The organism is Agromyces kandeliae, from assembly GCF_009674665.1.
In the GTDB taxonomy this organism is placed as follows: Bacteria; Actinomycetota; Actinomycetes; order Actinomycetales; family Microbacteriaceae; genus Agromyces; species Agromyces kandeliae.
The window spans coordinates 163,487-182,707 of sequence record NZ_WKJD01000016.1 but is presented as its reverse complement, the minus strand read 5'-3'; the positions used below and the strand labels follow the sequence as shown (position 1 = coordinate 182,707).

At 71.3% G+C, this 19,221-nt stretch carries 16 protein-coding genes; 13 read left to right on the top strand and 3 right to left on the bottom strand.

Features of this window, described 5'->3' with window-relative positions:
* The first annotated feature begins 42 nt into the window (after positions 1-42).
* From GJR97_RS11000 to guaA, 6 genes are all read left to right on the top strand, one after another.
* Complete coding sequence (locus GJR97_RS11000; protein ID WP_324613412.1) at positions 43-1,167, top strand: GuaB3 family IMP dehydrogenase-related protein; 1,125 nt, start codon at positions 43-45, stop codon at positions 1,165-1,167.
* A 123-nt stretch (positions 1,168-1,290) separates the two neighbouring features.
* The gene (locus tag GJR97_RS10995; RefSeq protein ID WP_154346513.1) at positions 1,291-3,021 is read left to right on the top strand and encodes a glycerol-3-phosphate dehydrogenase/oxidase; all 1,731 of its coding nucleotides are present in this window, start codon (positions 1,291-1,293) and stop codon (positions 3,019-3,021) included.
* 57 nt (positions 3,022-3,078) lie between these two features.
* Complete coding sequence (locus GJR97_RS10990; RefSeq protein ID WP_154346512.1) at positions 3,079-3,891, top strand: SURF1 family protein; 813 nt, start codon at positions 3,079-3,081, stop codon at positions 3,889-3,891.
* Between the two features lie 61 nt (positions 3,892-3,952).
* Positions 3,953-4,903, top strand: coding sequence for a S1C family serine protease (locus GJR97_RS10985; protein ID WP_324613410.1), 951 nt, complete (start codon positions 3,953-3,955; stop codon positions 4,901-4,903).
* Positions 4,904-4,987: 84 nt separating this feature from the next.
* Positions 4,988-5,500 (top strand): DUF3817 domain-containing protein, encoded by a 513-nt coding sequence (locus GJR97_RS10980; protein ID WP_154346511.1) that lies wholly within the window; start codon positions 4,988-4,990, stop codon positions 5,498-5,500.
* Positions 5,497-7,074 carry a glutamine-hydrolyzing GMP synthase gene (guaA, locus tag GJR97_RS10975; RefSeq protein WP_324613409.1) on the top strand — a complete coding sequence of 526 codons (1,578 nt, stop codon included), beginning with the start codon at positions 5,497-5,499 and terminating at the stop codon, positions 7,072-7,074. Before GJR97_RS10980 ends, guaA begins: the two co-directional genes overlap by 4 nt.
* 76 nt (positions 7,075-7,150) lie before the next feature.
* Here the strand turns inward: guaA and GJR97_RS10970 are convergent, their stop codons facing one another.
* Positions 7,151-7,297 (bottom strand): hypothetical protein, encoded by a 147-nt coding sequence (locus tag GJR97_RS10970; protein ID WP_154346510.1) that lies wholly within the window; start codon positions 7,295-7,297, stop codon positions 7,151-7,153.
* Between the two features lie 159 nt (positions 7,298-7,456).
* Positions 7,457-8,989, bottom strand: a complete 1,533-nt coding sequence (locus GJR97_RS10965) for a cell wall-binding repeat-containing protein (protein WP_195760676.1) — start codon at positions 8,987-8,989, stop codon at positions 7,457-7,459.
* A 367-nt stretch (positions 8,990-9,356) separates the two neighbouring features.
* On the opposite strand from GJR97_RS10965, the gene GJR97_RS10960 reads away from it, so the two are divergent.
* From GJR97_RS10960 to GJR97_RS10950, 3 genes are all read left to right on the top strand, one after another.
* The gene (locus tag GJR97_RS10960) at positions 9,357-10,301 is read left to right on the top strand and encodes an L-lactate dehydrogenase (RefSeq protein WP_154346508.1); all 945 of its coding nucleotides are present in this window, start codon (positions 9,357-9,359) and stop codon (positions 10,299-10,301) included.
* Between the two features lie 104 nt (positions 10,302-10,405).
* Positions 10,406-10,837: a YciI family protein gene (locus GJR97_RS10955; RefSeq protein ID WP_154346507.1), complete on the top strand. Its 432-nt coding sequence runs from the start codon at positions 10,406-10,408 to the stop codon at positions 10,835-10,837.
* A 16-nt stretch (positions 10,838-10,853) separates the two neighbouring features.
* Positions 10,854-12,167: an RNA polymerase sigma factor gene (locus GJR97_RS10950; RefSeq protein WP_324613408.1), complete on the top strand. Its 1,314-nt coding sequence runs from the start codon at positions 10,854-10,856 to the stop codon at positions 12,165-12,167.
* 178 nt (positions 12,168-12,345) lie between these two features.
* Here the strand turns inward: GJR97_RS10950 and GJR97_RS10945 are convergent, their stop codons facing one another.
* Positions 12,346-13,155, bottom strand: coding sequence for a Bax inhibitor-1/YccA family protein (locus GJR97_RS10945; protein WP_154346506.1), 810 nt, complete (start codon positions 13,153-13,155; stop codon positions 12,346-12,348).
* Positions 13,156-13,317: 162 nt separating this feature from the next.
* Between GJR97_RS10945 and GJR97_RS10940 the strand changes: the two genes are divergently transcribed.
* From GJR97_RS10940 to GJR97_RS10925, 4 genes are all read left to right on the top strand, one after another.
* Positions 13,318-14,412 carry a glycerophosphodiester phosphodiesterase family protein gene (locus GJR97_RS10940; RefSeq protein ID WP_154346505.1) on the top strand — a complete coding sequence of 365 codons (1,095 nt, stop codon included), beginning with the start codon at positions 13,318-13,320 and terminating at the stop codon, positions 14,410-14,412.
* A gap of 115 nt (positions 14,413-14,527) precedes the next feature.
* Positions 14,528-16,057, top strand: a complete 1,530-nt coding sequence (locus GJR97_RS10935) for a PI-PLC domain-containing protein (protein WP_154346504.1) — start codon at positions 14,528-14,530, stop codon at positions 16,055-16,057.
* Positions 16,058-16,136: 79 nt separating this feature from the next.
* Positions 16,137-18,650 (top strand): ATP-dependent helicase, encoded by a 2,514-nt coding sequence (locus tag GJR97_RS10930; protein ID WP_154346503.1) that lies wholly within the window; start codon positions 16,137-16,139, stop codon positions 18,648-18,650.
* Positions 18,647-19,213 (top strand): NUDIX hydrolase, encoded by a 567-nt coding sequence (locus GJR97_RS10925; protein ID WP_324613407.1) that lies wholly within the window; start codon positions 18,647-18,649, stop codon positions 19,211-19,213. Before GJR97_RS10930 ends, GJR97_RS10925 begins: the two co-directional genes overlap by 4 nt.
* Positions 19,214-19,221 lie beyond the last annotated feature (8 nt).

The window sequence follows — 19,221 nt, the reverse complement described above, 5'->3', positions numbered from 1 at the left end:
GCATCCGTGTCGCACGTCCGGGCCCTTCGGTAGGGTTGACGGGTGACCCAGGAGATCGAGATCGGCCGCTCCAAGCGGGGCCGTCGCGTCTACGCGTTCGACGACATCGCCATCGTGCCGAGCCGGCGCACCCGCGACCCGGAGGACGTCTCGATCGGCTGGTCGATCGACGCCTACCAGTTCGACATCCCGTTCCTCGCGGCTCCGATGGACTCGGTCGTCTCGCCGCAGACGGCGATCATGATGGGCCAGCTGGGCGGCCTCGGCGTGCTCGACCTCGAGGGCCTCTGGACCAGGTACGAGGATCCCGGGCCGGCGCTCGCCGAGATCCGGAACCTCACCGACGAGCAGGCCACGGCCCGCATGCAGGAGCTGTACTCCGAGCCGATCAAGCCCGACCTCGTCACGGCCCGCCTCGCCGAGGTCCGCGCCGCGGGCGTCACCGTCGCCGGCGCGCTCTCGCCGCAGCGCACGCAGGAGCTCTACGAGACCGTCGTCGCCGCGGGCGTCGACCTGTTCGTGATCCGCGGCACCACCGTCTCCGCCGAGCACGTCTCGAAGAACCAGGAGCCGCTGAACCTCAAGAAGTTCATCTACGAGCTCGACGTGCCGGTCATCGTGGGCGGCGCGGCGACCTACACCGCGGCACTGCACCTCATGCGCACGGGCGCGGCGGGCGTGCTCGTCGGCTTCGGCGGCGGCGCGGCGTCGACCACGCGTGCCACGCTCGGCATCCACGCACCCATGGCGACGGCCGTGGCGGATGTCGCGGGCGCGCGTCGCGACTACCTCGACGAGTCGGGCGGGCGCTACGTGCACGTCATCGCCGACGGCGGCGTCGGGGCGGCGGGCGACATCGTCAAGGCCGTCGCGTGCGGCGCCGACGCGGTCATGCTCGGCGCGGCGCTCGCACGGGCGACCGATGCGCCCGGCGGAGGATGGCACTGGGGCCCCGAGGCGCACCACTCGAAGCTGCCTCGCGGCCAGCGGGTGCAGGTCGGCCAGGTCGCCCCGCTCGAGGAGATCCTCTACGGGCCGGCGCCCGCCGCCGACGGCACGGCGAACCTCGTGGGGGCGCTGCGCAAGTCGATGGCCACGACCGGGTACTCCGACCTCAAGGAGTTCCAGCGCGTCGAGGTCGTCGTCGCTCCCTACCGCTCGGCGTAGCCCGGCGCTCCTGTCAACCCGCCCCCATCCCCAGCCGATTCCATGGCCGAGCGCTCGGCGCTCGGGTAGCGTGGGGACGGACGGGCGAGGCCGCCGCGGTCCGCCCGGGGATGGGGAGCGACGATGGCGAGACTGAAGTCGGTGACGCGTTCGAACAAGCTCGGACCCGAGGAACGCGAGGCGGCGATCGCCCGCCTCAAGGAGAAGGAACTCGACGTCCTCGTGGTCGGCGGCGGCATCGTCGGCACGGGGGCCGCGCTCGACGCCGTGACGAGAGGGCTCTCGACCGGGCTCCTCGAGGCCCGCGACTGGGCCTCGGGAACCTCGAGCCGATCGTCGAAGCTCGTGCACGGCGGCATCCGCTACCTCGAGCAGCTCGACTTCCGGCTCGTGCGCGAAGCGCTCATCGAACGCGGCCTCCTGCTGCAGCGCCTCGCGCCGCACCTCGTCAAGCCCGTGCGGTTCCTCTACCCGCTGCAGAAGCGGGTGTTCGAGCGGGTCTACATCGGCGCCGGCATGCTGCTCTACGACATCTTCAGCTACTCGGGCGGACGCCCTCCGGGCGTGCCGCACCACCGGCACCTGTCGAAGCGGCAGGTCATGCGCGCGATCCCGTCGCTCTCGAGCGACGCGCTCGTCGGGGGGCTGACGTACTACGACGCGCAGGTCGACGACGCCCGGTACGTGGCATCCCTCGCCAGGACCGCGTCGTTCTACGGCGCGCACGTCGCGAGCCGCGTCAAGGTCGAGGGCTTCGTGAAGGTGGGCGAGCGCGTGGTGGGCGTCAAGGCGCACGACCTGCAGACCGACGAGCACTTCGAGATCCGTGCGAAGCAGGTCGTGAACGCGACCGGGGTGTGGACGGACGACACCCAGCGCATGGTGGGCGAGCGCGGCACGTTCAAGGTGCGCGCGTCCAAGGGCATCCACCTCGTCGTGCCCCGCGATCGCATCCAGTCGGCCATGGGCATGATCTTCCGCACCGAGAAGAGCGTGCTGTTCGTCATCCCGTGGGGCCGGCACTGGCTGATCGGCACGACCGACACCGACTGGAACCTCGACAAGGCGCACCCGGCGGCCACGGCGGCCGACATCGACTACCTGCTCGAGCACGTGAACGCCGTCATGGCGATCCCGCTCACGCGGGAGGACGTCGAGGGCGTGTTCGCGGGGCTCAGGCCGCTGCTCGCCGGGGAGAGCGAGTCGACGTCGAAGCTCTCGCGCGAGCACGTCGTCGCGCACACCGTGCCCGGGCTCGTCGTCGTCGCGGGCGGCAAGTGGACCACCTACCGGGTCATGGCGAAGGACGCGATCGATGCGGCCGCCGACGCGATGGACGGCCGGGTGCCGAAGTCCACGACGCAGGACATCCCGCTCCTCGGCGCCGAGGGCTACCAGGCCGCATGGAACAAGCGCGGCAAGATCGCCCGCGCGTTCGGGGTCCACAAGGTCCGCATCGAGCACCTGCTGAACCGGTACGGCACGCTCACCGACGAGCTCCTCGACCTGATCCGCGAGACGCCCGAACTCGGCGAGCCGCTGCCCGGCGCCGACGACTACCTCGGCGCCGAGGTCGTGTACGCGGCGTCGCACGAGGGGGCGCTGCACCTCGACGACGTGCTCGCGAGGCGCACCCGCATCTCGATCGAGGCGTGGGACCGCGGGGTCTCCGCGGCGCCCGTCGCCGCGAAGCTCATGGCGGGCGTGCTCCGCTGGGACGCCGATCGCGAGGCGCTCGAGGTCGAGCGGTACCTCCAGCGCGTCGCCGCGGAACGGGCGTCGCAGGAGCAGCCGGACGACGAGTCGGCCGACCGGGAGCGGCTCGAGGCGCCCGACATCGTCAAGGTCGACTGATCGGCCGAGGGCGTTCGCAGGGGGTGCGCATCCCGCCCGGCTAGAATCTCGGGCGACATGCTCCGGATGATGCTGCGCCCCCGCTGGGTGCTCGCCCTGATCGCTGCGCTCGGCATCGCGGCGGCGTTCGCGCTCCTCGCGCAGTGGCAGGTCGACCGTGCGGTCGAGCAGGCGACCGTGGTCGAGCGGCCCACCGAGGACGTGCGTCCGTTCGGCGACGTGGTGCAGCCCGACGGCCCGACCGAGCAGGCCGCGACCGGCCAGCGCGTCTCGGTGACCGGCACGATCGTGCCGGGCGACACGGTGCTCGTGCAGGGTCGGCTCAACGACGGCGTCGCCGGGTGGTGGGTGGTCGCCCACCTCGAGGTGACGGATGCCGCGCCCGGCGGCCTCCCCGTCGCGCTCGGCTGGGCGGCCGACGAGGAGACGGCGCGTGCGGCGCTCGCCGAGGTCGACCGCGCGGCGGCATCCGGCAGCGAGGTCGAGGTCGTCGGCCGGTTCCTCCCGAGCGAGGCGCCCATGGCGCCCGATGAGGCGGATGACCCGCAGTCGATGACGACGGTCGCGGTCGCGCACCTGATCAACGTCTGGGCCGACTACGACGACCGGCCCGTGTACTTCGGCTACGTCACGGCGACCGAGCCCATGGCGGGTCTCGAGGCCATCCACTCGCCCCCGCCGCTGCAGGAGGCGGAGCTCAACTGGCTGAACGTCTTCTACGCCGTCGAGTGGGTCGTGTTCGCAGGATTCGCGGTCTTCCTCTGGTACCGGCTCGTCAAGGACGCCGTGCAGCGCGAGCGCGAGGAGGCCGAGCTCGCGGCGGAGGCCGAGGCGGCTTCCGCGACGCCGGCCGACGCGGCGCGCGACTGAGCGGGTTCAGCCGTCGGCGAACCGTGGACCCGGACCCCGTCCGCGGGGTGAAGATGCGTGTGTGAACGACCACGATCCCGTCCCCGTGCCCCAGGGCGATGACCCCCTCGACGCGTACTCGCGCGTCGTGACGGGCGTCGCGCACGGGTTGCTGCCGAGCATGGCGAGCCTCGCGGTGCGTTCGGCGCGCGGTGCCGGGTCCGGCTCCGCGAGCGTCGTGTCCGCCGACGGCGTCCTGCTCACGAGCGCGCACGTGGTCGCGGGGGCCGAGCGCGCCGAGGCGGCCTTCGGCGACGGCACGACGGTCGATGCCGAGGTGATCGGGCGCGATCCGCTGTCAGACCTCGCCGTGCTCCGCGCCGACGGGGCGGTCCCGCCGCCGGTCCCGCTCGGCGACGCCCGGACGCTCCGGGTCGGCCAGTTGGTCGTCGCACTCGGCACGCCGCTCGGCCTCGCCGGCAGCGTGACCGCCGGGATCGTCTCGAACCTCGGTCGAGCGCTGCCGACCGCCGCCGGTCGCGTCGTCGACGAGGTCATCCAGACCGACGCGGCGCTGAATCCGGGCAACAGCGGCGGCGCGCTCGCCGACGGGCGCGGACGGATGGTCGGCGTCAACACGGCCGTCGCGGGCGTCGGACTCGGGCTCGCGGTGCCGATCAATCCGGCGACCCGCGCGATCATCGACGCCCTCGTCGCGCACGGGCGGGTCCGGCGGGCGTGGCTCGGGATCGCCGGCGCGCAGGTCCGTCTCGCGCCGGGGCTGGCCGAACGGGTCGGGTCGCCGACCGGGCTCCAGGTCACCGGCGTGGTGGACGGAAGCCCCGCGGAGCTCGCCGGCATCCGGCGGGGCGACATCGCCGTGACCCTCGACGGAACCGGCATCGTGACGGCGACCGCCATCCAACGTCTCATGGTCGAGGACGCCATCGACCGCGAGGTCGAGATGACGCTCTGGCGCGGCGGCGCGCTCGTCGACGTGTTCGTGGTGCCGCGCGAGCTCGTCGGCTCGTAGGCGGCGCCGAACGCCTCGTGCGGTGCCGCTGCGCGGCATCCGTCACGGCCATCGCCCAGCCGTGCGCCCTTTAGACTGGACGCCATGCCCCTCGCGCCCAAACCGGCTGAATTCCCGCGCATCCGCGGGGCCCTGAAGTTCTACATGGTGGCCTCGGTCATCACGGGCGTCATGCTCCTCCTGCTCTGCGCGGAGATGCTGCTGAAGTACGTCTGGCACCTCGAGCTGTACGCGTTCGGGCCGAACGGCCTCCTCTCGCTCGAACCCGTCGCCGAGACGCCCGAGGGCCTCGAGTCGACCGGCACGGGCGTCAACCTCTCGACCGGCATCCTCATCGCGCACGGCTGGTTCTACGTCGTGTACCTCTTCAGCAACTTCCGGCTCTGGAGCCTCATGCGCTGGCCGTTCTGGCGCCTGCTCGTCCTCGCCTCGGGCGGCATCGTGCCGTTCCTCTCGTTCATCCTCGAGGCCCGCATCGGGCGCGAGGTCCGCGACTACCTCGCGATGCGTGAAGCGGATGCCGCGGCCGCCGCCGCACCCGCTGCGACCGATTCCGACTCCGACACCGATTCCGAGCCCGTGGAGGCCGCCCAGTGAGCGAGACCCAGCAGCGACCCGTCCTCGTCGTGGACTTCGGCGCGCAGTACGCGCAGCTGATCGCGCGACGCGTGCGCGAGGCATCCGTCTACTCCGAGATCGTGCCGCACACGATCACGGCCGACGAGGTCCGCGCGAAGGACCCGGTCGGGATCGTGCTCTCGGGCGGGCCGTCCTCGGTGTACGAGCCGGGTGCGCCGTCGCTCGATCCGGGCATCCTCGAGCTCGGCGTGCCGACCCTCGGCATCTGCTACGGCTTCCAGGTCATGGCGCAGCAGCTCGGGGGCGAGGTGGCCCACACCGGTCACCGCGAGTACGGATCGACCTCCGCCACCGTGCGGGTCGACGACCGCAACACCCTGCTCGGCGGCCAGCCCGAGCACCAGACTGTGTGGATGAGCCACGGCGACTCCGTCGCCGTCGCTCCCGAGGGGTTCGACGTGCTCGCGTCGACCGCGACCACCCCGGTCGCGGCGTTCGCGAGCGACGAGCAGGGCTTCTACGGCGTGCAGTGGCACCCCGAGGTCAAGCACTCGCCGTACGGACAGGACGTCATCGAGAACTTCCTGCACCGCGCCGCGGGCATCCCCGCCGACTGGAACTCGGGCAACGTGATCGCCGAGCAGGTCGAGCGCATCCGCGCGCAGGTCGGCTCGGCGCGCGTGATCTCGGCCCTCTCGGGCGGGGTCGACTCGGCGGTCTCGACCGCGCTCGTCCACGAGGCCGTCGGCGACCAGCTGACCGCCGTGTTCGTCGACCACGGGCTCCTCCGCAAGGGCGAGCGCGAGCAGGTCCAGGAGGACTACGTCGCCGCGACCGGCGTGCGCCTCGTGACCGTCGACGCGGCCGACACCTTCCTCGATGCGCTCGCCGGGGTCACCGACCCCGAGGAGAAGCGGAAGATCATCGGGCGGGAGTTCATCCGCGCCTTCGAGCAGGCCGAGCGCGACCTCGTCGCCGAGGCGGCGGCCGAGGGCGAGGCCGTGAAGTTCCTCGTGCAGGGCACGCTCTACCCCGACGTCGTCGAGTCGGGCGGCGGCACGGGCACGGCGAACATCAAGAGCCACCACAACGTCGGCGGCCTGCCGGAAGACCTGCAGTTCGAGCTCGTCGAACCGCTGCGCACCCTCTTCAAGGACGAGGTGCGCGCCATCGGTCGCGAGCTCGGCCTGCCCGAGGCGATCGTCGGTCGCCAGCCGTTCCCCGGCCCGGGCCTCGGCATCCGCATCGTCGGCGAGGTCACGCGCGACCGCCTCGAGGTGCTCCGCGAGGCCGACGCCATCGCCCGCGCCGAGCTGACCGCAGCGGGCCTCGACGACCAGATCTGGCAGTGCCCGGTCGTGCTGCTCGCCGACGTGCGCTCGGTCGGCGTGCAGGGCGACGGGCGCACCTACGGCCACCCGATCGTGCTGCGCCCGGTCTCGTCCGAGGACGCGATGACGGCGGACTGGACGCGCCTGCCCTACGACGTGCTGGCCAAGATCTCGAACCGCATCACCAACGAGGTGAGCGAGGTCAACCGCGTCGTGCTCGACGTCACGTCGAAGCCGCCGGGGACCATCGAGTGGGAGTGACGTCGCGCGATCGAGCGACGTGAGCGAACGGGCGCGGGCCGCAGGGTCCGCGCCCGTTCGCCGTTGGAGGTCCGTCTCAGCGGAAGTCGCTCGTCGCCGCGAGTTCGTTCTCGACGAATGTACTCACCGCGGCAGGCCCGCCGTAGGTGATGAATCGGTGCGGGATGGAGGCGATCCTGTGCCAGCAGGCATCGCCGTTCAGCACGCATGGAGGGGTGAGCACGATCCGTTCTCCCGCCGATCCGATGACCGGAGCTCCCGCGAGTGCGTCCGGATCAGTGGTGCCGTTCGCCGGGTACACGGTGTGAAGGCGTTGGCGAGTCGTGACATCCGTTCGGGTCTCTGGGAGCAGGGACCCGTCCCGACTCGCTCCGTAGCCCGATCAGCCGGACGTTCCGATGCGTTCCAGCTCAGCCTGAATACCGCGGCTGATGACGGACTCACCGCCGAGGATCACGATCTGCTCCGGACGCAGTCGTCGGAGCTCCTGCTCGACCACCGAGGGAAGCGAGTCTCTGGCGGTCAGCAGGATCGGAGCTCCGGTGCGCCCCGCGACCGCGGCGCCCGCGAGCGCGTCTGGGAAGTCGGAGCCGCTCGCGATGTAGGCGACCTCGATACCCGGCTGGAGATCGCTCGACTGCTGGACCGAGGTGTCGTAGCGATCCGCACCACCGCGATACAACGTGAGATCGACTCCACCGTCGCTCTGGATCGCGCCCATGACCTGGCTGTCGATGACCGCGGTCCCTCCGAGGAAGTATGCCCAGACCGGCTCGAGTCGCCTCGTCTCGCGCATGATCGCGGCCGGGACGCCGGTGCGACCGGTGAGGAGGATCGGACTGCCTTCGATCGCTGCCGCGGGCGCACCGGACAGGGCGTCCGGGAAGCTCGTGCCGCTTGCGAGGTAGACGTGCCTCGCCCCGCCCACCCACTGCTGGGCGATCACCGCGGAAGTCTCGTACCGATCGGAACCGGCCAGCCTCGTCACGCTGCCTCGGGTCAGGCGCGCGAGTTCGGTCTCGACGGACGAGGCGATCGCCACGGGCCCACCGAGCACGACGATCCGTTCCGGATTCAGGCGATCGAGTTCGGTCCGGACGGAGGACGGGATGGATGTCGGCGACGTCAGCAGGATGGGTCCGTCGCTCATCGCGGCGAGCGGCGCGCCCGACAATGCGTCGGCGTACCCGCGACCACTCGCGATGAATGCGACCGACGCCCCGTCCGGGAACGATGCCCGAGAGATCTCGACCGCGGTCGCATATCGGTCCGGACCGGCGATCCTCGAGACCACCCCGAACGGACCGGTCTGCGCGACCGTCGTGAGCTTCACGTCGATGCCCGTGACGTCCGACGCCCCGGACACCCGAACCTTGTCGCCCTCGGGGTAGTAGACCTTGTCGCTGTACGCCTCCTCACGAAGGCTCGAGCCTTCCTGGAGGCGAACACCCACCGCCCAGTCGCCGGGGGGCAGTTGCCTGATCGTGTAGCGACCATGCTCATCGGTCGTCGGCCATGGCAGGAGCACCGTGTCATCGTTCTCGAGTCCGAGCCGCCGATTCGCGGCGAACCGGAATTCCATCCACGCGCCCGCGACCGGCCCGTCGTCGGGCCCGGTGATGACTCCACTGATCGAGCCGGCTTCGGGGAGTACGCCGTCGATCCCCGTCTTGGACATGCCCTCGGACAGGACCAGCGCGGCTGCCTGCGACCGATACGGCGTCCCGCCCCAGAAGGTGCCGTGGCTGCCCTGATGGTCCAGGCGTTGCTGGTCGTTCGCGTAGGAGCGAAGCCTGGGGATGAACGCCACGACGTATTCCCCGGGCTCGATACCGGTCATCGAATAGGTGCCGTCGGCGCCGACCTGGCCTCCGAGATGCGACACGCCGTACCCCTCGCGGGTCTGGAGAGTCACGCTTCCACCCGTCGCCGGTCGGCCGTCGCCGAACGACACCGTGCCGGAGACGCTCGCGGAGCCTGATGCATGCGCCGGTTCCGAAGGCGCGATGAGCCCGGCCCACGACAACACCAGGGCCGCGGAGGCGAGCAGCCTCACCGTCATGGGTCGACGCCACGTCGATACGGACCCGACGGGCGAGCTCCTCCGGCGCAGCAGGGCGCGCTTCAGCATGATCACAGGGGTCTCCTGGTGGTCGGGTCGATGGCCGGGACGTCGGCGGACGCAGGGTGGCACCGGGATGATCGAACCACACGGCGCGGTTCGCCCGCGGCGTCGTTGCCGAGTCGTGACATCCGCTCGGCCCTCTGGAAGCATGAGCGGCATGGCGGTCATCGAGAACTCCAAGCTCAGCGTCATCGGTGCCGGAAGCGTGGGCGCGAGCCTCGTGTACGCGTCGCTCATCCGCGAATCGGCGAACCAGGTCGCGCTGTACGACATCGCCGCGGAGAAGGTCGAGGCCGAGGTGCTCGACCTCGCCCACGGCACGCAGTTCACGCGGTCGAACGTGATCGGCGGCGCCGACCTCGACGTCGTCGCCGACTCGCACGTCGTGGTGATCACGGCCGGCGCGAAGCAGCAGCCGGGGCAGAGTCGCATGGAGCTCGCGGGCACGAACGTCGGGATCCTGGAGCGGCTCCTGCCGCAGCTGCTCGAGCGCGCGCCCGACGCGATCTACGTGCTCGTCACGAACCCGGTCGACGTGCTGACCGTCGCGGCACGGCAGATCAGCGGACTTCCCGTCGAGCGGGTCATCGGGTCGGGAACGGTGCTCGACACCTCGCGCCTCCGCTGGCTGCTCGCCAAGCGAGCGGGCGTGATGACCTCGAGCGTGCACGCCGACATCGTCGGCGAGCACGGCGACACCGAGTTCCCGCTCTGGTCGAACGCGCGCATCGGACCGGTGCCGATCCTCGACTGGACGGGGGGCGAGCGGTTCTCGATCGACGAGCTCGACGGCATCGCGTCCGAGGTGCGCAACGCGGCCTACACCGTCATCCGCGGCAAGGGTGCGACCAACTACGCGATCGGCCTCTCGGGCGCGCGCATCGTCGAGGCGCTGCTCGACGACGAGCACGCGGTGCTCCCCGTGTCGACCGTCCACTCGGGGGCGTTCGGGCTCGATGGAATCGCGCTGTCGATGCCCTCGGTGGTCGGCGGGAGCGGCGCGTTCCCGATCGCCGAGACGCCCATGTCGGAGACCGAAGCGGGCCTGCTCGCGGCATCCGGGGATGCGATCCGGGCGACGATGCAGACCCTCGGTCTCTGAATCGGGGATTCCTCCGGCCGACCTGTCGATCGGGCGCCTTCCCGTTCGACGTCATCAGTGAGAGGGTCGAAACGCGACCCGGACGACGCGAGGAGCTTTCCACCATGCCGAAGTACATGCTGATCATGCGGGCCGACGACCGGGCGGTCGAGGCCTACCAGGACCTGCCGTTCGAGCAGGTCATCGAGGCCATGGGCCGGTACAACGAGGAGATGATGAAGGCCGGCGTCATGCTCGCCGGCGAGGGCCTCTCCGACGCGAGCGAGGGCTTCGTCGTCGACTTCGACGCCGAGCCGCCCCTCGTCACCGACGGCCCCTACGGCGAGACCAAGGAGCTGTTCAACGGGTTCTGGATCCTCGAGGTCGCCTCGAAGGAGGAGGCCGCCGAGTGGGCCAAGCGGTGCCCGCTCGGGCCCGGGTCGAAGCTCGAGGTGCGCCGGGTCACCGAGCTCGACGACTTCCCGCAGGACAACGAGTGGATCCAGAAGGAGGCGGGCTGGCGCGAGGAGCAGGCGCAGCGCGCCGCGAAGGCGTGAGCGGCGCCATCCGAACGTGACCGACGAGACACCGGATGCCACGGCGACGGCGCGCCCGACGGACCCCGAGTCCGCCCGGCGCGCCGTCGCCGCCGTGTGGCGCATCGAGTCGGCGCGCATCGTCGCGACGCTGACGCGCATGGTCGGGGACTTCGCGCTCGCCGAGGACCTCGCGCAGGACGCGCTCGCCGAGGCGCTCGCGCAGTGGCCGGCCTCCGGCATCCCCTCGAATCCGGGCGCGTGGCTCACCGCGGTCGCGAAGCGCCGCGCCATCGACGGCTGGCGTCGTCGCGAGCGCTACGACGAACGCCTCGCGGCGATCGCGCACGACCTCGAGCGCGAACAGGCAGAGGCGACGGATGCCGCGGCCGACCTGCCGTACGACCCTGACGCGATCGACGACGACGTGCTCCGACTCGTCTTCGTGTCGTGCCATCCGGTGCTCTCGCGCGAGGCGCGCGTCGCGCTGACGCTCCGCGTCGTGGGCGGCCTCACGACGGAGGAGATCGCGCGGGCGTTCCTGACGCCCGTCGCGACGGTGCAGCAGCGCATCGTGCGGGCGAAGAAGACGCTCGGCGCGGCCGGGGTGCCGTTCGAGGTGCCGCCGCGCTCCGAGTTCCCGGGGCGTCTCGGCACCGTGCTCGGCGTGCTCTACCTCATCTTCAACGAGGGCCATTCGGCGTCGGCGGGGGAGGACCTCATGCGGCCCGAGCTCAGCCGCGAGGCGCTGCGACTCGCGCGCGTGCTGGCCACGCTCGTGCCACGGGAGCCCGAGGCGCACGGGCTCGTCGCGCTCATGGAGCTCACGGCGGCACGCTTCCCGGCGCGGCTCGACGCGAAGGGCGACCCGGTGCTGCTCGGCGACCAGGACCGGCGACGGTGGGACCGATCGGCGATCACGCGGGGGCGCGCGGCGCTCGCTCGCGCCGACGCGATCGGCCGCGGACGTGGCGCCTACGCGCTGCAGGCGGCGATCGCCGAGCAGCACGACCTCGCGGCATCCGTCGACGACACCGACTGGGCCGCGATCGTCGCCCTCTACGCGGCGCTCGGACGGGTCGCACCTTCGCCCGTGGTCGAACTGAACCGGGCCGTCGCGATCTCGATGGCCGAGGGTCCGGCGGCCGGACTCGCGCTCGTCGACGAGCTGGCCGCCGACGGGCGGCTGGCTCGGTACCACCCGCTGCCCGCCGTTCGCGCGGAACTCCTCGAGCGACTCGGGCGCCCGGATGAGGCGCGCGAGGCGTTCGCCGAGGCCGCGCGCCTCACCGCGAACGAGCGCGAGCGCGCGGTCCTGCTCGCCCGCGCGTCGCGCCCCGGCGCGCGCTGACGCGCTCTGCGCCGGGCCACCCTGCCCGTCCGAGTGCGGTTTCTGCGGTGGAGAGCGGCGTGATGGCGCACTCCACCGCAGAAACCGCACTCGGGAGCGAAGACGGCGGGCGCGTCGGAGAATGCGGAACGGGCCGCCCCCGAAGGGAACGGCCCGTTCGCGTGTGCGATCGGTGGCGCTAGTCGCGCGCGATCGCGAGGATGCGCAGGATCTCGAGGTAGAGCCAGATGACGGTGACCATGATGCCGAAGGCGCCGGTCCAGCCGTACTTCTTGGGGGCGCGGTTGCGCACGCCCTGCTGGATGAAGTCGAAGTCGAGCACGAGCGAGTACGCGGCCATGATGACCACCAGCACGCCGATGATGAGACCGAGGGGGATGCCGGCGATCTCCATGCCGCGGACGCCCCACGGGTCGTCCGTCACGCCGAAGAGGATCAGCCCCATGTTCACGAGCGAGAACACGAGGTAGCCGACCATCGCGACGAGGAAGATCTTCGTCGCGCGCTTCGACGCCCGGATCTTGCCCGAGGCGAACAGCGCGAGCGTGACGCCGACGACCACGAGGGTCGCGATCACGGCCTGGGCGACGATGCCGCCGCCGTAGGCGAGCTCGTACCACGCGGAGATGCCTCCGACGAAGACGCCCTGGACGCCCGCGTACGCGAGGATCAGCGCGGGCGAGGGCTCCTTCTTGAAGATGTTGACGAGCGCGAGCACGAAGCCGATGATCCCGGCGCCGATCCAGAGGAACGGCACGGACTGCACCGTGAGCCAGCCGATCGCGGCGCCGACGAGCAGCACGCCGAAGGAGGCGGCCGACTTGGCGATCGAGTCCTCGATGGTCATGACGTCGCGGTCGGGGAGCGTCGCGGGCGTGTTGTACATGTCCTGCAGCTGCTGGGCGGACATGTCCTGTGCGACAGCCACCGCCCCCTGGCCGGAGGAGAACGCCTCATTGCGTGAGAAGGCGGGGTTGTTGAGAGCCATTGCTGTGGTTCCTCTGCTTTCGGCTTTCCGTCGTGTGGAGGGGAATCGTGCGGGACCGTCCGGTTCCGCTCTCCAAACCTACCGGTTCGAGCAGTGACAACGCCGTGAAATCCCCCGGCATTCCGGGGCGGATGGCCCTTCGGCCCTCGCTACGCTTGCCACATGCTGCGCGATCTCGCCGAGCGTCCGTTCGTGATCGGGCATCGCGGCGCGTCCGGGTACCGCCCGGAGCACACCGAGGCGGCGTACCTGATGGCGTTCGCGCTCGGCGCCGATGCGATCGAGCCCGACCTCGTGGCCACGCGCGACGGCGTGCTCGTGCTGCGTCATGAGAACGAGATCTCCGGAACGACCGATGTCGCCTCCCGCAGCGAGTTCGCGTCGCGTCGCACGACGCGCGAGGTGGACGGACGGGCCCTCACCGGATGGTTCACCGAGGACTTCACGTGGGCCGAGCTGGCGACGCTCCGTGCGACGGAGCGGCTCGGCGGCGTCCGGCCGCACAGCGCGAGCTTCGACGGGCGCTACCCGATCCTGCGCTTCCGCGACCTCCTGGGGCTGCTGGATGCCGCGACCGACGAGTCGCGGCGGATCATCAGGCTCGTGGCCGAGTTCAAGCACGCGACCCACTTCGCCGCCCTCGGCCTGCCGGTCGAGGAACTGTTCGCCGCGGAGCTGTCGGCGGCCGGCTGGGGGCGCGGCGACGATCGGCTCGTCTCGGAGTCGTTCGAACCCGGTCTGCTCGACCGGCTCGTCCTGGCGGGCGTGCGCGGCACCCGCGTGCTCCTCGTCGAGGACCGGGGCGCGCCGTTCGACCTGGTCGCGTCCGACGGATCGGCGGCGAAGCGCTACGACGCGTTCGTGAGCGAGCGCGGACTCCTCGAACTCGGCGGGATCGTGCACGGCGTCAGCGTCGGCAAGGGGCGCCTCGTGGGCGACCGGCCCGACCGGGCGAGCGCCACGGCGACGGATGCCGCGCCCGCGCGACGCGCGCGCCCGGACGCCGCACTGCGCGGGTCCGACCTCGTCGACGCCGCGCATGCGGCCGGGCTCGCGGTCTACACGTGGACCCTGCGTCCCGAGAACCGCTTCCTCGCGCCGGAATTCCGGCGGGGTGCGTCGCGCAGCGCGTGGGGCGACTGGCTCGGCGAGTTCACCCGGATCATGGACACGGGTGTCGACGGCGTCTTCGTCGACCACCCCGACCTCGGCCTCGAGGCGCGTCGCGCGTACTTCGAGTCCGAGTACCTTCCCTGACGCGCGCCTGCGGCGCGGTGAGGCTCGGGCCACCCGGACGGGGACCTTGCCGCGACCCCGGCCGGGTGGGAGCGTTGGGGTCGGATGCACCCACGAGCCGGTCCGAGGGGGTCCGATGACGGGGAACTCGAGACGGAGGACATCCGTCCTCGCCGCCGCCGCGATCGTCGTGGCGGTCGCGGCGATCACGCCGGCACCGGCCTACGCCTACGAGACGTCGGCGTACTCGCACGATGCGCACCCGAAGGCCCTCTCCGAGGACTGGATGGCGGACCTGCCGGACGACCTCCGGCTCTCCCAGCTCTCGATCCCCGGCACGCACGACTCCGGCGCCTCCAGGTTCGGCGGCGACATCACGTTCACGCAGAGCATGGGCTTCAGCGACCAGCTCGCCGCCGGCATCCGCGCCCTCGACATCCGCGTCGGCGAGAACGGCGTCTGCCCCCTCGACATCTTCCACGGCATCGACTGCCAGTTCACGCCCTACGGCGAGGTCATCGCCGACCTCGTGGAGTTCCTCGACGAGCATCCGAGCGAGACCATCGTGACCCGGGTCAAGAAGGAGCACGGGAACCCGTCGTTCGCCGACGTGAAGGCGCTCCTCGAGGGGCACTACTACGACGGCACCGACACCGACCCGGAACTCGGCGACCTGCGCGGGAAGATCGTGGTCTACGTCGAGGACTTCGACCCGATCGGCCCGTTCTCGTGGTCGGACGCGAACCTCGACATCGAGGACCACTACGAGCTGGCGACGGAGCGCGACCTCGGCGTGAAGTGGACCGACTACGTGGCGCCGCACCTGATCGAAGCCGATCGGGTCGCCGACGATCCGGCCGGCCGGATCTTCATCACCTTCACATCGGCCGCGGACGGCGGGTTCCCGTACTTCTACGCCAGCGGACACTCGTCGCCCGCGACGGGCGCAGACCAGCTGCTGACCGGCTGGACGCGAGGGCACATCGACTCGTGCAAGCACGATTCGAAGTGCCTGCGCGAGTACCCGAGCGTGAACTGCTTCCTCGGCACGTGCTCGGTCGAATTCGTCGGGCTGAACCAGCTGACGATGGACTTCGTGCGGACGACGATCCGCGAGCGGTCGGGCATCGTCTACAGCGACTTCCCGGGGCCGGGTCTCATCGAGGCGGTCATCTCACTGAACACGCCGGGCCGGAGCCTCCCGGCCGAGGGGTCGCCGCACGACGTCGTTCACGTGCTGCGGTCGGCGCTCGAACGAGACGAGCTCACGCCCCGCCAGGCGCGGCTCGCGGAGCGCGTCATCGCCGACCTCTGGGGTGCGGGGCACGGCAGCGGGGGATGGCAGGACCTCGCCGCGAAGTCCGCGGTGCTCCCGGCGCTGACGAGGCTGGCCGATGGGGTCGACGCCCTCGTCGCGCTCGATGCGGACGGAGTCGAGACGACGGCGTTGCAGGGCTGGCTCGCGGACGCCGCGGCCGACCTCGCGGTGCCGGCCGTCGCCGATGCCGGGTCGATGCTGACCGGGGCATCCGCAGCCCGGCGGATCGATGCGGCCGAGGCGCTGCTCGCGGAGGGCGACGCAGCGCGGGCATCCGGCCGGCCGGAGGCCGCCGTCGACGCGTACCTCGCTGCCGTCCGTGCCGTCGGGCCGACGACGCGGCGCTGAGCCGCGTCGATCGCCTCGGTCCGCACGGTCCCGGCGGCAGTGCCGGGCTGTCGGATGCCGCGCCTAGACTTGACGGGACATGACGCTGATCCTCGACCCCGACGACCCCACCGGCTGGCGCGAGGCGCCCGGCGCGGCCGACCGCGAGCGTGCCGACGAGCCGCGGAGCGCCGGCCACGCGGCATCCGATCGCCTGACCGCCGGGCTCAACCCGCAGCAGCGCGAAGCGGTCGAGTACCGCGGGCCGGCGCTGCTCATCGTCGCAGGTGCAGGGTCGGGCAAGACGCGCGTGCTGACCCACCGCATCGCCAGCCTCATCGACGGGCGCGAGGCGTGGCCGAGCCAGATCCTCGCGATCACGTTCACCAACAAGGCCGCGGCCGAGATGCGCGAGCGCGTCGAGGCGCTGCTCGGCGAGGCCGCGGGCGGCATGTGGATCTCGACGTTCCACTCGGCGTGCGTGCGGATCCTGCGGCGCGAGGCCGAGGCGATCGGGCTGAGCTCGACGTTCACGATCTACGACTCGGCCGACCAGCGCACCATCCTGAAGCGCATCATCAAGGAGCTCGACGCCGACACCCTCGGCTTCACGCCGGCGAGCGCGCAGGCGAAGATCTCCAAGCTCAAGAACGAGCTGAGCGACGTCGAGACGTACGCGCGGAACGTCAACACGAACGATCCGAACGACGTGATGTTCCTCGAGATCTTCCGCCAGTACACGCGGCGTCTGCGCGACGCGAGCGCGCTCGACTTCGACGACCTCATCAGCGAGACGGTCTACCTGTTCCGCGCCTTCCCGAAGGTCGCGGCGCTCTACCAGCGGCGCTTCCGCCACATCCTCGTCGACGAGTACCAGGACACGAACCACGCGCAGTACGCGCTGATCCGCGAGCTCACGAGGGCCGTCGAACCCGACGTCGTCGCCGAGCTCGACGAGCACGGCGTGCTGGTGCGGGGCCTGACGGATGCCACGGGCGCGATCCCCGGCGCATCCCTCACCGTCGTCGGCGACTCCGACCAGTCGATCTACGCCTTCCGCGGCGCCGACATCCGCAACATCGTCGAGTTCGAACGCGACTTCCCGGGCGCGAAGGTCGTGCTGCTCGAGCAGAACTACCGGTCGACGCAGAACATCCTGTCGGCTGCGAACGCCGTCATCTCGAACAACTTCGACCGCAAGGACAAGAAGCTCTGGACGGCCGACGGCGACGGCGAGAGGATCACCGGCTACACGGGGTACTCGGCGCACGACGAGGCGCAGTTCGTCGCCGACGAGATCGAGGCGCTGCACGGCGCCGGCGTCGCGTACCGCGACATCGCCGTGTTCTACCGGACCAACGCGCAGACGCGCGCGCTGGAGGAGATCTTCGTGCGCTCGGCGCTGCCGTACCGCGTCGTCGGCGGCACGAAGTTCTACGAGCGCGCCGAGATCAAGGACGCGATGGCCTACCTGATCGCCGTCGCGAACCCGCTCGACGAGCTCGCCATCCGTCGCATCCTGAACACGCCGAAGCGCGGGATCGGTCCCGCGACCGAGACCGCGATCGCGAGCTTCGCCGAGCAGAACGACCTGTCGTTCCGTCAGGCGATGCGCGCGGCGGACGGCCTGGGGCTGGGGCCGAAGGTCACGAAGGCGATCATCGACCTCGCGAAGCTGCTCGACGCGGCCGCTGCGATGCTGGTCCCCTCGCAGAAGGGCATCGACGAGGGCACGAACGAGGGCGCGTCGAAGGTGTCCGACGTGCTCGCGTTCCTCATCGAGGGATCGAAGCTCGTCGAGACGCTCCGGACGAGCCGCGATCCGCAGGACGAGACGCGGGCCGAGAACGTCGAGGAGCTGCTCGCGCAGACGAAGGACTTCGATCGCGAGAACCCCGGTGCGAGCCTCGTCGACTTCCTGACCCAGGTCTCGCTCGTCGCCGCCGCCGACGAGCTCGACGACGCGTCGGGCACCGTCTCGCTCATGACCCTGCACACCGCGAAGGGACTCGAGTACCACGCGGTCTTCCTCACGGGCATCGAGGAGGGGCTGCTGCCGCACCAGATGTCGGCCTCCGAGCCCGGCGGTCCTGCGGAGGAGCGGCGACTGTTCTACGTCGGCATCACCCGGGCGCGCAAGCGCCTGTACCTCTCGCTCGCGATGAGCCGCGCGCAGTTCGGCGAGGTCTCCGTCGCGATGCCGAGCCGCTACCTGCAGGAGATCCCCGACGAGCTCATCGACTGGAAGCAGTCGCCCGGCATGGCGACGAGTCGCGGCGGCACGCAGCCGCGGGCCCTGAACGCCCGTCGCGGCGGCTACGGCGGCGGTGCGGGCGGCGGTGCGTGGGGCACGCGCGACCGCGACCTCGAGCGGTTCAGCGTCACGAAGTCGGCCGCGCCCAAGACCGAGTGGGCGAACCGGGTGACCGGCACGGTGCGCGACAACGGCGACCTCACGCTCGAAGCGGGCGACCGCATCCGCCACACCGACTTCGGCGAGGGCACCGTCCGGCAGGTCACCGGCGAGGGCACCAAGCGCATCGCGCACGTCGCGTTCGACTCGGCCGGGCAGAAGAAGCTCCTCATCAAGATCGCACCGATCGAGAAGCTGTGACCTGGCCGATCCGCGCACAGCGCACCGTCTACGAGAACCCGTGGATCCGCGTCGTCGAGGACGACGTGCTTCGCCCCGACGGCAGCGAGGGCATCTACGGCGTGGTCGAGATGCGCAACGCCGCCGTGTTCGTCGTCGCGATGACCGACGCCGACGAGGTCCTGCTCGTGACCGTCGACCGGCATACCGTGGGTCGTTCGATCGAGGTGCCCGCGGGTGGGTCCGACGGGGAGGACCCGCTCGTCGCGGCGCGGCGCGAGCTGGCCGAGGAGACCGGGTTCGAGGCCGACGACTGGCGGGAGATCGGCGCGATGAACGCACTCAACGGCATCTGCCGGGCCCCCGAGTCCGTCTGGCTCGCGACCGGCCTGCGCCCCGCCGCCGCGCGAGCACACGGCGACCCGCACGGCCACGCGCACGGCCAGGTCGAGGAGGGCATCCACGAGGTGCGCGCGGTCCCGTGGGCCGAGGTCATGCGGATGGTCAGCGACGGTGAGATCGGCGACGGCGAGAGCGTCGCGGCGCTCATGTACGCCGCCCTCACGCTCGGTCGCGTGGCCTGACACGTTCC

What these genes read in the sequence shown, in the direction of transcription:
- GJR97_RS10995 (WP_154346513.1), top strand. Translation starts at nt 1,291, where the DNA reads ATGGCGAGACTGAAGTCGGTGACGCGTTCGAACAAGCTCGGACCCGAG.
- GJR97_RS10990 (WP_154346512.1), top strand. Translation starts at nt 3,079, where the DNA reads ATGCTCCGGATGATGCTGCGCCCCCGCTGGGTGCTCGCCCTGATCGCT.
- GJR97_RS10980 (WP_154346511.1), top strand. Translation starts at nt 4,988, where the DNA reads ATGCCCCTCGCGCCCAAACCGGCTGAATTCCCGCGCATCCGCGGGGCC.
- GJR97_RS10960 (WP_154346508.1), top strand. Translation starts at nt 9,357, where the DNA reads ATGGCGGTCATCGAGAACTCCAAGCTCAGCGTCATCGGTGCCGGAAGC.
- GJR97_RS10955 (WP_154346507.1), top strand. Translation starts at nt 10,406, where the DNA reads ATGCCGAAGTACATGCTGATCATGCGGGCCGACGACCGGGCGGTCGAG.
- GJR97_RS10945 (WP_154346506.1), bottom strand. Translation starts at nt 13,155, where the DNA reads ATGGCTCTCAACAACCCCGCCTTCTCACGCAATGAGGCGTTCTCCTCC.
- GJR97_RS10940 (WP_154346505.1), top strand. Translation starts at nt 13,318, where the DNA reads ATGCTGCGCGATCTCGCCGAGCGTCCGTTCGTGATCGGGCATCGCGGC.
- GJR97_RS10935 (WP_154346504.1), top strand. Translation starts at nt 14,528, where the DNA reads ATGACGGGGAACTCGAGACGGAGGACATCCGTCCTCGCCGCCGCCGCG.
- GJR97_RS10930 (WP_154346503.1), top strand. Translation starts at nt 16,137, where the DNA reads ATGACGCTGATCCTCGACCCCGACGACCCCACCGGCTGGCGCGAGGCG.